At 33.7% G+C, this 13,853-nt stretch carries 15 protein-coding genes; 4 read left to right on the top strand and 11 right to left on the bottom strand.

All coding sequences use genetic code 11. The features are described from left to right. Positions 1–17 precede the first annotated feature (17 nt). From B0A67_RS07420 to B0A67_RS07410, 3 genes are all read right to left on the bottom strand, one after another. Positions 18–671, bottom strand: a complete 654-nt coding sequence (locus tag B0A67_RS07420) for an HD domain-containing protein (RefSeq protein ID WP_072957476.1) — start codon at positions 669–671, stop codon at positions 18–20. A gap of 175 nt (positions 672–846) precedes the next feature. Beyond that, positions 847–1,839, bottom strand: coding sequence for an acyl-ACP desaturase (locus B0A67_RS07415; protein WP_072957479.1), 993 nt, complete (start codon positions 1,837–1,839; stop codon positions 847–849). 54 nt (positions 1,840–1,893) lie between these two features. Next, complete coding sequence (locus tag B0A67_RS07410) at positions 1,894–2,634, bottom strand: lysophospholipid acyltransferase family protein (protein WP_072957482.1); 741 nt, start codon at positions 2,632–2,634, stop codon at positions 1,894–1,896. Positions 2,635–2,759: 125 nt separating this feature from the next. Between B0A67_RS07410 and rnpA the strand changes: the two genes are divergently transcribed. The 3 genes from rnpA to B0A67_RS07395 all read left to right on the top strand — a co-directional run bounded on the left by rnpA (position 2,760) and on the right by B0A67_RS07395 (position 5,710). After that, positions 2,760–3,164 (top strand): ribonuclease P protein component, encoded by a 405-nt coding sequence (gene rnpA, locus B0A67_RS07405; protein ID WP_072957486.1) that lies wholly within the window; start codon positions 2,760–2,762, stop codon positions 3,162–3,164. Positions 3,165–3,245: 81 nt separating this feature from the next. Continuing rightward, positions 3,246–4,070 (top strand): DUF4349 domain-containing protein, encoded by an 825-nt coding sequence (locus tag B0A67_RS07400; RefSeq protein ID WP_072957490.1) that lies wholly within the window; start codon positions 3,246–3,248, stop codon positions 4,068–4,070. Between the two features lie 2 nt (positions 4,071–4,072). After that, the gene (locus B0A67_RS07395; RefSeq protein WP_072957493.1) at positions 4,073–5,710 is read left to right on the top strand and encodes a S41 family peptidase; all 1,638 of its coding nucleotides are present in this window, start codon (positions 4,073–4,075) and stop codon (positions 5,708–5,710) included. Between the two features lie 65 nt (positions 5,711–5,775). On the opposite strand, the gene B0A67_RS07390 is transcribed toward B0A67_RS07395, so the two are convergent. The 3 genes from B0A67_RS07390 to B0A67_RS07380 are packed head-to-tail and all read right to left on the bottom strand — an operon-like array spanning position 5,776 to position 7,405. Beyond that, complete coding sequence (locus tag B0A67_RS07390; RefSeq protein ID WP_084074494.1) at positions 5,776–6,678, bottom strand: alpha/beta hydrolase family protein; 903 nt, start codon at positions 6,676–6,678, stop codon at positions 5,776–5,778. Continuing rightward, on the bottom strand, positions 6,675–7,154 hold the full coding sequence (locus B0A67_RS07385; RefSeq protein ID WP_072957499.1) for a glycine-rich domain-containing protein: 480 nt from the start codon (positions 7,152–7,154) through the stop codon (positions 6,675–6,677). The genes B0A67_RS07390 and B0A67_RS07385 overlap by 4 nt, the downstream gene beginning before the upstream one ends. A gap of 50 nt (positions 7,155–7,204) precedes the next feature. Then, positions 7,205–7,405: a hypothetical protein gene (locus tag B0A67_RS07380; protein ID WP_123887362.1), complete on the bottom strand. Its 201-nt coding sequence runs from the start codon at positions 7,403–7,405 to the stop codon at positions 7,205–7,207. A 289-nt stretch (positions 7,406–7,694) separates the two neighbouring features. Between B0A67_RS07380 and B0A67_RS07375 the strand changes: the two genes are divergently transcribed. After that, a complete protein-coding gene (locus B0A67_RS07375; RefSeq protein WP_072957507.1) occupies positions 7,695–8,024 on the top strand; it encodes a helix-turn-helix transcriptional regulator in 330 nt (109 codons plus the stop codon). On the opposite strand, the gene B0A67_RS07370 is transcribed toward B0A67_RS07375, so the two are convergent. The 5 genes from B0A67_RS07370 to B0A67_RS07350 all read right to left on the bottom strand — a co-directional run bounded on the left by B0A67_RS07370 (position 8,025) and on the right by B0A67_RS07350 (position 13,816). Continuing rightward, the gene (locus B0A67_RS07370; protein ID WP_072957510.1) at positions 8,025–8,471 is read right to left on the bottom strand and encodes a GNAT family N-acetyltransferase; all 447 of its coding nucleotides are present in this window, start codon (positions 8,469–8,471) and stop codon (positions 8,025–8,027) included. It abuts the gene before it with no gap. 66 nt (positions 8,472–8,537) lie between these two features. Next, on the bottom strand, positions 8,538–9,506 hold the full coding sequence (locus tag B0A67_RS07365) for a DUF4837 family protein (protein ID WP_072957513.1): 969 nt from the start codon (positions 9,504–9,506) through the stop codon (positions 8,538–8,540). Between the two features lie 46 nt (positions 9,507–9,552). Continuing rightward, complete coding sequence (locus tag B0A67_RS07360; protein WP_072957515.1) at positions 9,553–11,385, bottom strand: LysM peptidoglycan-binding domain-containing protein; 1,833 nt, start codon at positions 11,383–11,385, stop codon at positions 9,553–9,555. Between the two features lie 110 nt (positions 11,386–11,495). Next, complete coding sequence (locus tag B0A67_RS07355; RefSeq protein WP_072957518.1) at positions 11,496–12,683, bottom strand: phosphoglycerate kinase; 1,188 nt, start codon at positions 12,681–12,683, stop codon at positions 11,496–11,498. 158 nt (positions 12,684–12,841) lie between these two features. After that, positions 12,842–13,816 carry a PorP/SprF family type IX secretion system membrane protein gene (locus B0A67_RS07350; RefSeq protein ID WP_072957950.1) on the bottom strand — a complete coding sequence of 325 codons (975 nt, stop codon included), beginning with the start codon at positions 13,814–13,816 and terminating at the stop codon, positions 12,842–12,844. Positions 13,817–13,853 lie beyond the last annotated feature (37 nt).

The following is a 13,853-nucleotide window of genomic DNA, read 5'->3' as shown; positions in this document are numbered from 1 at the left end:
AAACTGAGACTTAAAAACTATTTAACCCCTTCCCATTCTGCATAAAACTGAGCGAGAAACAGCTCCATAAAACGATGTCTTTCGGCAGCGATTTGTTTTCCGGTATCGGTATTCATTTTATCTTTTAAGAGTAACAGCTTTTCATAAAAATGATTTATTGTTGGCGCATTATTCTTTTTGTACTCTTCTTTTGTCATATTGGTTATCGGAGCAATTTCAGGATCATGAAGGGTTCTGTTTTTAAAACCTCCATAATTAAACGCTCTTGCTACTCCAATCGCCCCTATTGCGTCTAATCGATCCGCATCCTGAACGATATCTAATTCTATAGATGTGAACTTCTTTTCGAAATTTCCACCTTTATACGAGATGTTTTCGATGATATTGACTACATGCTGAATAGTTACTTCAGAAACACTTTCAGATTCCAGAAACAAACGGGCTGTTTTGGGTCCAATGGTTTCATCTCCGTTATGAAATTTACTGTCGGCAATATCATGAAGTAAAGCCCCTAACTGTACAACCGTAAGATCGCAATCAGTATCTTTTGCTATTAAAATTGCATTTTTATACACGCGCTCGATATGAAACCAATCGTGTCCTCCCTCGGCATCGTTTAGTTTTTCTTTTACGAAAGCGATTGTTTTGTTTATCAGGTCAGAATTATTCATAATGTTTCTGGTATTTTCTTGTGTTGAGGATGGCACGCAGATGACGCGGATTTAAGCGGATTAGCGCCGATTTTTTTAATTGTATTCTTTTAAATAAAAAAGTTGATTGTTAAAGTTATTAAACTTCAACAATCAACAATGCTCTCAATATCAATTTCAATCTGAAATTTAGGATTTACAATCTCGCAGGTTCAACCCATTTAAAGATATGTGATTCTTGCGGAATTACTAATCTCTCAGAGATTCTCGCCATACGACCTGGTAATTTCATCAAATAATCACGTGCTTTTTCGGCTTCATCTGTTAAACCTGTCATTTTATCAATTTCCCATTTATCCATTAATTTCTGCATAATATCTACATAATCGTTTGCAGTGTAAACACCAATACGTTGTGCAGAATCAGAAAATTGTTCGAAAGCCGAGCTGATCTTTTGCCCTGATTCTCTTAAAAAGTGTGCTGGCATAACGATTTTTTGTTTCATCATGTATTGAAACGCCAACATCATTTCGCTAGGATCTACTGCAAAAATTCTTGTAACAAATTCGCTATACGCATGGTGATGACGCATTTCGTCACCCGCAATCATTTTACACATTTTAGACAACTTGTTATCACCAAATTTCTTCGCCATTTGGGCTACTCTGTTGTGGGAAACATACGTTGCTAATTCCTGGAAACTCGTATATACAAAGTTTTTGTACGGGTCAGATCCAGTTCCAATATCAAAACCGTCGTTGATTAAGTGCTGTGTTGTCATTTCGATTTCACGCATGTTTACACGACCAGACAAATACAAGTATTTATTCAGCAGATCACCGTGGCGGTTTTCTTCTCCGGTCCATTGTCTGATCCATTTCGACCAGCCGTTTCCACCATTTTCTATCTGATTTATACCTTCTACATCCATTAACCATGATTCGTATGTTGGCAAAGCCTCTTCGGTGATCGTATCACCTACAAGCGTAACCCAGAAATCATATGGTAATTCTTTGGCAATTTCACGTAACTCTTTTACCTCCTCAAAGAAATTATCTCCTTCAGAATTAGGCAAAAAGTCTGACGGCTGCCAAATTTTTTCCACTGGAATTAAATACTGTTCGACGAAGCTATCCACGTTTTTTTCCAAAAACTGCATTACTTCTAATCTAATGTTTTTTATAGACATTACTTATTTTAGATTGGGATTTCTGTTTCAGTTTAAATTTCTGAAATCAAAAATCTATTTATACTCGTTTACTCCTTCTACAACTGCCTTCTCTGTCATCGCCATTAAATCAGCAAAGTTATAGTCTTTTACAGCCAAAGCCTTATGCACGGTAAAGGTAAGACGATTTCCTAAACCTACAGGAAAAAGGCCAAATTTTACCATTTTCCATGAATTATTGATACTTACTGGTACTACATACGCAGAAGGTGCATATTTACATAGAATTTTCACACCATTTTGAGCGAATTCTTTTGGCTTTCCTGTTTTACTGCGTGTTCCTTCAGGAAAAATAACGGCAGATCTTTTGTATTTCTCAATATATTCAGACAAACCTTTAATTGCCGGAATCGCTTGTTTTGGGTCTTTACGGTCGATTAGCACTGATCCTCCGTGACGTAAATTATAGGACACACTCGGAATTCCGCTACCTAACTCTTTCTTGCTTACAAATTTACAATGAAAACGTCTAAAATACCAAATCATTGCGATGATATCGTACATACTTTGATGATTAGAAACAAAAATAATGGGAACTCCTGTTGGAATTGTTTCTCTATTTTCGATCTTATAGGTTGTTCCCACCAGATTGGTACATCTTAAAAGGCAGAAATTTAAATAATCAACACTTTTTTTATGAGCCTGATAGCCAAAAACATTTAGGCAAATCCATTGTATTGGATGAAATACAAGCAAACACGAACTAAAAATTAGATAGTAGATTACAGATATTGGATAGGAAATTATTTTTTGCATGCTTAAAAAATTAATGCCCAAAAGTAATAAATATATTTTTAGCCGTATAAAAATTGAAAACAATAACCGTTTTATTGTTTAATTGTACCTTTGCACTATAAAATTGCAAATTTTTTCTGAATTAAATGAACTTTACCTATCCAAAAAATGAACGCTTAAAGAGCAAAACGACAATTGATTTACTGTTTTCTGATGGAAAATCAGTTTCTAAATATCCGTTGCGTTTGGTTTACCGTCAGGCAGAAGTTGATGCAGCAGAAAAAATCAAAATGGGCGTTTCCGTTTCAAAGAAATACTTTAAAAAAGCCGTTGACCGTAATTATTTCAAACGGGTTTTAAGAGAGACCTACCGATTAAACAAACATTTGCTTTTAGACAATATTCAGCAACCTTATGCTATCATGTTTTTTTACCAGACGAAAGACAAGTTATCTTACGAAGAAATCAATACCAAAACGATTCAGTTGTTTGAAAAATTCTTACTTCAGGTAAACAAAACCAATGATTCTGAAGACAAAACTGATTTGTAATCCTTCGACGACAACATTATTGGTCAAATTAGACTAAGAATTATAAAAAAATTGTAGTTTTAGATTTAATTTGAAACAGATATGAGATATATTTTCTTTTTATTCTTTGTCCTTTTGACTTTTTCAGGTTGCAGTAAACACGAGGAACAAGCTAATATGATGGTTAGTGCCGTTAAACTGCCTCCAAAAAATGAATCTGCTGCCAGTTCAGATCTACAAGATGACATGGCCGACCCTGCTTCTCCTGAAATTCCACAAAAAATTATTAAAGAAGCTTCAATTCGATTTGAAACCGATAATTTAGAAGATACTTTCAATCGAATTCAAACTGCAATTGCAGCGAATAAGGCCAGCATACAAAATGATTCTGAAGGAAAAGATTACAACAATGTTTATAGAAATTTAACTGTTCGGGTTCCCAGTCAAAATTTTGATTCCTTTATAAGTGCGATTTCAAAAGGGGTTTCTTATTTTGAAAGAAAAGATATTACTTCGCAAAATGTTACCGAAGAATATATTGACTTAACGACAAGACTAAAAACCAAGCGTAAACTTGAGGAACGTTATCTTCAAATTCTTCAAAAAGCAACCAAAATCAGTGAGATTTTAGAAATCGAAAAACAGATTTCGGCTATTAGAGAAGAAATTGAAGCTAAAGAGGGGCAATTGAAATATTTAGAAAACCGCGTTTCTGAAAGTACTGTCACCATTGAATTCTACAAAACTATTGCTCAAAAAGAAGGTGTTAAAACTTCGTACGGATCAAAAATCTGGACGGCGATTCAATCCGGATTTTTTAGCCTTTCAGAATTTTTAATATCTATTATTAGCCTTTGGCCGTTTATTATATTATTTTGCATATTCGCCTATTTTATTAGAAAAAGATTTAAAAGAAAAAAAACATAATCATGTATCCTTATTTCAAAAAGAAATTCATCATACCCACTGTTGCGGCAGGGTTTTTATTTATTGGAACCAGTTTCAAAGACGACTTTTTTGAGATTGCCAAACAAATCGAAATCTTTACGACATTGTTCAAAGCGGTTAATACCAATTATGTCGATGAGACCAATCCGGGTGATTTAATGGACAAAGCCATTAAAAGCATGTTGGGTAGTTTAGATCCTTATACTGTTTATTTTAATGAGCAGGATGTTGTCAACTTCAAAATAAACAATACGGGGGAATATACCGGAATTGGCGCTTTGATATCCCGAAAAAAAGATCGCTTGGTGGTTCGCGAGCCTTATAAAAATTATCCTGCTGATAAAGCCGGACTAAAAGCGGGTGATGAAATTATTCAGATTGGTGATGTGATGATTGCTGATTTTAAGGATGATGCTTCACAATTATTGAAAGGAACTAAAAACACCAAAATTCAGATCAAATACCTTCGTCAGGGAAAACCTTTTACAACGGAGTTGGTTTTGGATGAAGTTGATATTAAATCAGTTCCGTTTTACGGGAAAATAGATGATAAAACGGGTTACATTGTTTTGGCCCATTTTAGCCGAAAAGCTTCAAGTGAAGTAAAGGATGCACTTGAAAAATTAAAAGCAGACGGAGCCAAACAAATCGTGCTTGATTTAAGAGGAAACCCTGGCGGTTTACTAAATGAAGCCATTGATATTTGTAACTTATTTGTTCCGAAAAATGAAGTGATTGTAACTACAAAATCAAGAATCGAGAAACATAACAATACTTATAAAACGACAAAAGAACCTGTAGATACTGAAATTCCACTGGCGATTTTGGTCAACGGAAGAAGTGCTTCTGCCTCTGAAATTGTTTCGGGAGCTTTGCAGGATTTAGATCGTGCAGTGATTTTAGGAAGTCGCAGTTTCGGAAAAGGTTTGGTACAGCGTTCTGTAGATCTGACATACGGAACACAGCTTAAAGTAACTATTTCCCGTTACTATACCCCTTCCGGCCGTTGTATTCAGGCACTGGATTATGCACATAAAGATAAAAATGGCGTTGCTCAAAAAACAGACGCTAAAAATTTCAATGCTTTTAAAACAAGAAAAGGAAGAACGGTTTATGATGGCGGGGGTGTTTTGCCGGACATTGAACTAGATGAAGCGAAGACAAGCCCAATTACGACTGCGTTATTAAAAAATGACGGAATCTTTGATTATGCTACAACCTACTATTACAAGAACCAGAATCTGGGAGATAAAATCCCAACGATTTCTGATGCTGATTATAACACTTTCAAACAATACTTAAAAACCAATAAAATCAGTTTTGATACGGAAACGGAAGTGGCTTTGAAAAATACTTTGGCTGCAGCCAAAAATGAAAAAATAGATGAAACTATCGCTCCGGAATATCAGCAATTACTGGCCGCTCTTGAAAAAAGCGAAACGACTTTGTTAGATAAAAACCAAAAAGAAATCAGAAACCTGATTCAGGAAGAATTAATAAAAAGATACCAATATCAGGAAGGTTTATATCAGTATTATATTAAAAACAATTCTGAGATCAAGAAAGCGGTAAATGTTTTAAACAATCAAACGGAGTATAAAACGATTTTGAAGATGTAAAAATGAAAGTTTTTAACACTTTTATCTGTTTATAATTAACAATTTATGAGTGAACAAAAGAGCCTTTAAATCAGCTCTTGGCTGAGCCAGGATACAATGTCATTTATTGCTTTTTCAACTTGATTGAATAGGCTATGCTCTGAATTTTTAAACAATATAAATTTTGATTTATAGCCATTTCTTTTGGTCTTCTTATAAAGTTCTTTACTATTAAAAAGGGCCACGTTCTCATCCTGATCGCCATGCATAAATAAAAAACTTTCTTTTTTGTTTAAAACGGAATCGATCTGAAATATAGGAGATATTTTATTCGAGTAATAAACGGAATCCAATGCATAATTTCTGACTCTGTTTTGGTAAACAACGAACATTTCTTTTCGCTTGGTTTTTAGTATATCACTTGGTCCTGCAATATTAATTGTGGTTCTAATTTTTTTTGTTCTTTTTAATAACTGAGAATTTGTAATACCGCCTCTACTCCAACCTATCTGGGCAATTTTTGAAGTATCAGCAATTTTAATCGTATTAATAATTTTAAATAGCGACATCACATCATCGATGTCTTTACCTCCAAATTCATCTGTACCTTCACTTCCTTCAGAACCTCGTAATTGTGATCCAATTATAACAAAACCTTTACTGGCGATTTTAGATAAAAAAGTTACGATATATTGGTCATTTACCATTCCGTAGCTGCCGTTTCCACCACGATTATAGATGATTACGGAATACTTCTTTCCTTCTTCATTTGGTAATAACAAAAAACCTTTAACCTTTGTGTTGTCAAAAGAATTATAGGTTATATCATAGATGTTTATTTTTTCGAGTTGCTTTTGGATTTTTTTCATTTTACTGTACTTCTCCAAAGGAAACCTGTCACTCATGATGTAACTTTTGTCTTGCCCCACTGACTGAGCATTTGTGCTGACTGAGAAAAATAAAACCAAAATAACTAAGCAATGTTTCATCTTATGAGTTCTTTTATTTTGTCTTTTGAGTATTTTACCGCAAAATCTTTATACCATAATAACAGCGTTTCTTTACCAAGCAAGTCGAAAATAATAGAATATTGATTCTCTAAACTATCCAAATAAGATTTGGTGTTTTTTTCAATGTCTTTTCCCCATTCTTCAGATTCACTCTTTGTGGTTGGCAGATGATGAATAAAAAGGCCAAATTTATCTAAGCAATATCTTTCGTAATCTTTTGTAAACAAAATAAAATTATGCCACATTTCATCAATAATCAAAATTGAATCATCAATAAACACAGGTGTTTTTATTCCCGAATCTACAGCTTTATAACAGAGCCAAAGCCATTTTTTTGTTTCTTCAAAAAGTAAAATTGATTGCTCCTCTGATACATTAAATACTTTTACAAATCTAAAAATGACATTTTCATTTTGGTAATCTAATGCATCTTCCAGCGTACATTTCTTTTTCATTTTTATATCTTTTAAAAAAGCTGTTTAAATAAATTTAAACAGCTTTTTTATTAATTAATTTTATCTTGAAATTGAGCCATACAATGACTTAAACAATTTGCAGGACAATCGCCCACACAATATCCGGGGCCACATCCAATCCATTTTCCAGAACAACCTATTCCACCGGAAATTTTTAATAGTTCTTCTTTTCTTAGTTCTACTAATTCACTAATAAGCTTTTCTTTAAAATTATCTAAACTTAATTCCATAATTAAAATTTTATTGTTAAACATTCTTCTCAACATCTTACAATATTATCTAGAAGTAACTATGTCGACCTAGCTTAATTAAACAAAAAATAAGATATCTTTTACAAACATACATTCTAAACAACGAAAGTATTATGCATTTTTATGCGAATTTACACATGTGTTAATATTAAAATAATTAACAATGTCTTACAAATATTAAAATATATTTGTTAAACTAAATCGAAATGTTCAAAAATTAACGATGCGCTACTGAACGAATTCATTTTAATATTATAAGAAATAAAATATGAGCAAGACTAAACTTATACAAGCAAGACTATCCAAAGGATTTTCACAAGAGGAATTGGCAGATTTAATTGGTATGTCACAGTCTAATTATAGCCGCAGAGAAAGCGGACGTACAAACATAACAGAGGTTGAATGGCAAAAGATTGCCAAAGAATTAGATGTAGACAAAGAAACTATCTACGAACCTGAAGAGCCAAACAAAGAAAAAAGGGATGAAATAAACATGATTTATTTTAACATCCCTGATTTTGTTATGGAGCATATTGAGCTCCTGAAAAAAGAAAATAAAAAATTAAAAGAGCAATTAAAAAAATTAAAAAATCCTTAATTATTCCCTAACCATCTCAATATGCGGAATATCATCTTCAAGATACATTTCGCTAGATTGAACAAATCCGTGGCTTTCGTAGAATTTCTTTAAATACAATTGAGCGCCAATGGTAATTTTATCTTTATTGAAATTTGATTTTATGGCGGCAATGGCTTCACGCATTAAATCATGTCCCCATTTTCTATCGCGATAATTGGCATCGACTACGACTCTGCCTATTGATGCATTATCAAAACTGATTCCGGCATCAAATAAACGTACATAAGCAACAGTTTTACCGTCATATTCACCAATCAGGTGTAATGCTTTCTTATCTTTTCCATCAAGATCTAAATAGACGCAATTTTGCTCTAATACAAAGATCTCACTTCTTAGTTTGAGCAAATCATATAACTCATGAACCGTTAATGCCTCAAACGGCTTTATTTTCCATTTTAATTCCATTCTGTTTTTACTCCTTATTGCTATTGATTATTTTTATTTCGAAACGTGATTTAATCTTTTAGAATTTTATCGTTTATCAATTTTAACTGATTTAATAATGGCTTCTAAATCGAACATTAAGTCTCTTTCCTGATTGGAGGGCGAATAACAAAATCCTTCGATAACTAAAATTCGATTGTATCTTTTGTCTACTATGGCATAATTGATAAAGGGTCCGGACATAAAATCATTTTTCAATTCCCAGTTTCCTCTGGTCTCGTATGCTTGCTTATCATCTAAAGTAATGGTCGAAAAATAGGGTGCATATGCTTCACCGGTAATCATTTTGGTATTCGGCTCACGCCCTTTGATATAACTTCCTACAGAATCCCGCATTCTGATAATGTTACTAACAACATTTGAATTCTTTTTGAAATTACGCAAAGGGATCTGGTAAATAAGCAAACTTGTATTGCCGCTTATTATATCTTTTTTTAACCAGATGAAGTTCTTCTTATGCAACATGTATTCGTAACCTGTTGGAATCTGGATGTCGATATGAAATTTGTTTTTTATAACCGTAGGATTCAATAACGATTTGCTATTGTCTTCCTGGACTTTTTTAATCTCTGCATCGCGAATCATCTTAATTATTTGCGCAGAGTTTAGCTCAATACTGCAAATAATATCATCGACAGATTTCCCGTAGATACGAAATGTGTTGTGCGGTAATGATTTGCTGTGGGTAATTTCGAATTTATCCGTATTGGCTTTTTTAACTACTATAATGCTGCGGCTATCGGTCACAAAACCTTCAAGTAATCGGGCCGGATATTGATTTATGGTGAATAACGGTTCTTCCTGGGTGAGACCCAAGACCGGTGAGGCAAATTTATTTCGGATACTGTCTCCTACTTCCCCGTACCACAATTGATCGTCTATAATGATAGAGATCGAATTGGTTTTACCGGATACTGGCTGAGATTGTTTTTCGTTCCTGAAACACGAAATGAGCACAAACGGAATTAACAGTAATAAAAAATGGGTTTTATTCATCTTCTTAAGTTATGAAATAAAACCCAAATTTATATAAGATTTTTTATTATCCGTTTATTTTAAGTTTCATTCCTGGTTTTATTTCTCCGTCTTTAATGTTATTCCATTTTTTAATATCAGAAATCGTAACTCCTGGATATTTTTTAGAAATACTATACAACGAATCTCCTTTTTTAACGTAATAATCTTCTCCAAGATCTTTAGCCGAAGTTGCTTTTTTCCTGAATGAATCAATCGAAGAATTGGAAGCTATTGCTGTGGCAACTGCATTTTCCTCAACGATTTCAGGAACTGCTTTCGCAACTACCAAAGTTTTACCTAAACCAATATTATTTGAAGTCAGACTATTTAGTTCTTTTAGGTCAGCAATAGTCGTACCGAATTTTTTAGCAATACTTCCTAAATTGTCTCCGGCTGCCACAACATACTCTTGTGGGTGTGTGTTGTTTTTATCATCAGCAGCAGCAATGGCTTCTTCTGATCTTTTCTCAACAGCAAGAGTTGATTTTATCTCTTTTGGATTTTTAATAACCGCATCAGCTTCTGATTTGATTTTTAAGCTTCTTCCCAATGCAACAGCATTTGTTTTAAGGTTATTCCATTTTTTCAAATCGATAACATTCACATTATACTTTGCAGCTATGGTGCCTAAATTATCACCTCTTTTAACTTTATACCATTTAACATCTGTATCGATTGTTCTGTCTGGTTTTGCATTTGCTTTAGGAGCCACTTTTAACGCCAATTGAGCCGGTAACGTTTTATTTTGTGATTGATACGCTACGTAATCGTAGATTTTATCTTCGTTTGAAACAAACGTGGCAATTTTATCTTTCGGTAAACGCAAATAATGTGGTTCTCCCTGATAAAAAGGTACTACATTTAATTTATACGAAGGGTTTAAAAGCTGTATCTGAGATTGCGGCATGTCTAACAAATCTGCAATTTGTTTGAATGACATTTGATTTTTGATCTGAACGGTATCGGTTTCAAAGTTTTTAACGACAGCTCTCTGCGGATTAATTCCGTGTTCTTTATGATATTCAAAAAGATACATTGTAGCTAAAAAAGCGGGAACATAACCTTGGGTTTCTTTTGGAAGATGGTTGCGAATGTCCCAGTAACTTGTTTTTCCGCCGGAACGACGAATCGCTTTGGTAACATTTCCGGGCCCTGAATTGTATGAAGCCAAAACAAGCTCCCAATCACCAAAAACATTATACATTTTGGTCATGTATTCAGATGCAGCGGCAGTAGCTTTAAGCGGATCACTGCGTTCATCAATATACGAATCTATTTTTAAGGCGTATTGTTTACCGGTTCCGTACATGAATTGCCAAATTCCGGTGGCGCCCATTTTAGAAACTGCTTTAGGATTTAAAGCAGATTCTACAACGGCTAAATATTTAATTTCTAAAGGTACGTTCTGTCTGGCAAAAGCGTCTTCAAAAATTGGGAAATAATATTCTGATAAAGCCATTAATCGGGAAAACGATTTTTTACGATTCTTAAGAAATGACTTTATTATATTTTCTAAACCTTGATTGTATTCAATATTAAATGGTGATTTTCCATTCATTGCATTCAAACGCTGTTTCAGCAATTCTGTTGGCAATTCTTCATCAACTGTAACATCTGTGTTGATGGTTTGAATGTCTTTTGTTAAGTCATCATAAATATCTAAACTTACTAATTCGTTCATCCAGAGACTGTCAACCCGGGTTGCCATTTCATCTTTTTTGAATGAGTTCTTAACAGAATCTAAATAGGATATCTTTACAATTGGCTTAATTTCGACATCTGTCTTTGCAACATCCTGTGCAAAAATCGACATGGAAAAAAACACCGAAACTACTATTGATATTTTTTTTACAATCATATAACATTTTTTTAAAATTCTATAATTCAAACGATTACAGAAACCTTACTTTTGCAAACTTAACCAGTTTATGCATGTAAACTATCTAAAAAAATGTTAATTGTGATAATTTAGTCTAAAATCGCAGCGATTCCAGGCAAAACTTTTCCTTCTAACATTTCAAGCATAGCCCCGCCACCAGTGGATACATAACTCATTTTATCTTCGAATCCGAATTGTTTTACTGCAGCAACAGAATCTCCACCACCTACTAATGAAAATGCTCCATTTTCTGTAGCTTCGGCGATATAATCTCCTAATGCAATTGTTCCTTTAGCAAATGATTCCATTTCAAAAACACCTAACGGACCGTTCCATAAAATAGTTTTTGACTCTAAGATTACTTTTTTGAAGTTCTCTAAAGATTTAGGACCTGCATCAAGACCTTGCCATCCATCAGGAATTTCTCTAACGTCTACTACTTTTGTATTGGCTGTATTTGAAAAATCATCTGCTGCAATTACATCAACCGGAATATGAATCTGAACTCCTTTTTCTTTCGCTAATCTTAAAATTTCAAGTGCTAATTCTTGTTTGTCGTCTTCACAAATAGAATCTCCAATTTTACCACCTTGTGCTTTAATGAATGTAAAAGTCATTCCACCGCCAATGATCATGTGATCTACTTTGTCTAAGATATTTTCGATAACGGTGATTTTAGAAGATACTTTAGATCCTCCAAGAACAGCAGTAACCGGTTTTTCGCTATTTTTAAGTACTTTGTTTAAACTTTCTATTTCTTTAGCCAACAATGTTCCGAAACATTTTTCTGTTGGAAAGAACTGAGCAATGATAGTTGTTGAAGCGTGTGCTCTGTGAGCTGTTCCAAAAGCATCATTTACATAAATATCTCCAAGTGATGCTAATTCTTTTGCAAAAGCAACATCTCCAGCTTCTTCTTCTGCATGGAAACGTAAATTTTCAAGCAATAAAACTTCTCCTGGTTTTAGGTCTTTGGCAGCAGCCTGAGCTACTTCTCCAACACAGTTTTCGGCAAACTTAACCTCAACTCCTAAAATTTCTGAAGCTGTTTTTAAAATATGTTTTAAAGAATATTTTTCCTCAACACCTTTTGGTCTTCCTAAATGCGACATCAAAATTACGCTTCCGCCTTGTGCTAAAATAGCATCAATAGTTGGTTTTGCAGCTTCGATACGTGTAGCATCCGTTACATTAAAATTTTCATCCAGTGGTACATTAAAGTCAACACGGATAATTGCTTTTTTATTTTTAAAATCGAAATCGTTTAAAGTTTTCATTAGATAATTTTTTAGTTTTTTTGAAAGAAAAACAAAGATATAACTTTTAAAGTACTAATAAATTTGATAAATAATAAAAATAACAATGCTATAACAACGAAAACGATGTAAATGATAAAAAAAAACAAATTATGTATTAAATACGCTAAAAAAGCTCACTAATCACGAACCGGACTTTGTGTACAAGGACAGTTACTGATTGCTTGTAAGAAATCGAAACCTATGGTTACGGAATGTGTTCCTGTATTGTAACTTCCAAGCTGGTTGAACATTACCTGATAAGAATATCCGAAATAAAATTTAGATTTCATAAAGCCTACCATTGGCCCGACTGATAGAGGTTTTGGGAACTGGTCGTTTAAGAAACGGTATGAAACTCCTATCCAATAATAGTCTTCGTAGCGGTTGTAACGTCTGTATTTGAAGTTGAAATCGGTTGTAGAACGTCCGTCACTTGCAAAATACTGGTAGTAAACAGAGGGCTCGTATTCGATACGGCTGTTTTCTCCATCTTTAAAAACATAACCGGAATATACCTGATAGTTGGAAAGCAGGTTGGGCTCAATACCTCTGTATTTATCGGTGTTTTTCTTTAGGATGTTATTGACATTCAAACTGGCATAAAATCCTTTATTACGATACAAAAGACTGACATCAAAGTTGTTGTTGGCATTATAACGATTATCTGTTACGGAAGGATCTATAACGGGATGTTCTATTGTGGTATCGAATTCATTGGTATTAATTCGAAAAGTATTAAAGTTGTACGAAATACCAAAAGACAAATATTGTTTCGAATAATAATCTAAAATGATATGATGCGCAAAGGACACTTTTGCTCCTGTCTGACGCGTATAACCGTTTTTATCATTATAAAGTGAAATACCTACTCCGGAACGATCCAGAACTCTAAAATCAGCATAAAGTGACTGATTATCGGGTGCATCTTTAATACCCACCCATTGTGTAAGACCATTGGCTCTAATTCTAAGATTATCCCCAATACCGGCAAAGGCTGGTGAGATAACAAAAGGATTGTCTGCTAAATATTGCGTAAAAACTGGTAGGTTTAACTCTTGGCTGTAACTTGTTGTTACAGCCATGAGTACTAAAGATAAAATAAACTTTTTCATTGTAATTAATTTTTTAGACAACATCATTAGGGGCTCT

The sequence above is a fragment of the Flavobacterium aquidurense genome (genome assembly GCF_002217195.1).
GTDB lineage: Bacteria > Bacteroidota > Bacteroidia > Flavobacteriales > Flavobacteriaceae > Flavobacterium > Flavobacterium frigidimaris.
The sequence above is the reverse complement of the archived record's forward strand: the minus strand, read 5'-3'. Positions and strand labels throughout refer to the sequence as shown.

Coding starts and splice junctions, on each gene's coding strand:
- B0A67_RS07420 (WP_072957476.1), bottom strand. CDS start 671: ATGAATAATTCTGACCTGATAAACAAAACAATCGCTTTCGTAAAAGAA.
- B0A67_RS07415 (WP_072957479.1), bottom strand. CDS start 1,839: ATGTCTATAAAAAACATTAGATTAGAAGTAATGCAGTTTTTGGAAAAA.
- B0A67_RS07410 (WP_072957482.1), bottom strand. CDS start 2,634: ATGCAAAAAATAATTTCCTATCCAATATCTGTAATCTACTATCTAATT.
- rnpA (WP_072957486.1), top strand. CDS start 2,760: ATGAACTTTACCTATCCAAAAAATGAACGCTTAAAGAGCAAAACGACA.
- B0A67_RS07400 (WP_072957490.1), top strand. CDS start 3,246: ATGAGATATATTTTCTTTTTATTCTTTGTCCTTTTGACTTTTTCAGGT.
- B0A67_RS07395 (WP_072957493.1), top strand. CDS start 4,073: ATGTATCCTTATTTCAAAAAGAAATTCATCATACCCACTGTTGCGGCA.
- B0A67_RS07390 (WP_084074494.1), bottom strand. CDS start 6,678: ATGAAACATTGCTTAGTTATTTTGGTTTTATTTTTCTCAGTCAGCACA.
- B0A67_RS07385 (WP_072957499.1), bottom strand. CDS start 7,154: ATGAAAAAGAAATGTACGCTGGAAGATGCATTAGATTACCAAAATGAA.
- B0A67_RS07380 (WP_123887362.1), bottom strand. CDS start 7,405: ATGGAATTAAGTTTAGATAATTTTAAAGAAAAGCTTATTAGTGAATTA.
- B0A67_RS07375 (WP_072957507.1), top strand. CDS start 7,695: ATGAGCAAGACTAAACTTATACAAGCAAGACTATCCAAAGGATTTTCA.
- B0A67_RS07370 (WP_072957510.1), bottom strand. CDS start 8,471: ATGGAATTAAAATGGAAAATAAAGCCGTTTGAGGCATTAACGGTTCAT.
- B0A67_RS07365 (WP_072957513.1), bottom strand. CDS start 9,506: ATGAATAAAACCCATTTTTTATTACTGTTAATTCCGTTTGTGCTCATT.
- B0A67_RS07360 (WP_072957515.1), bottom strand. CDS start 11,385: ATGATTGTAAAAAAAATATCAATAGTAGTTTCGGTGTTTTTTTCCATG.
- B0A67_RS07355 (WP_072957518.1), bottom strand. CDS start 12,683: ATGAAAACTTTAAACGATTTCGATTTTAAAAATAAAAAAGCAATTATC.
- B0A67_RS07350 (WP_072957950.1), bottom strand. CDS start 13,816: ATGAAAAAGTTTATTTTATCTTTAGTACTCATGGCTGTAACAACAAGT.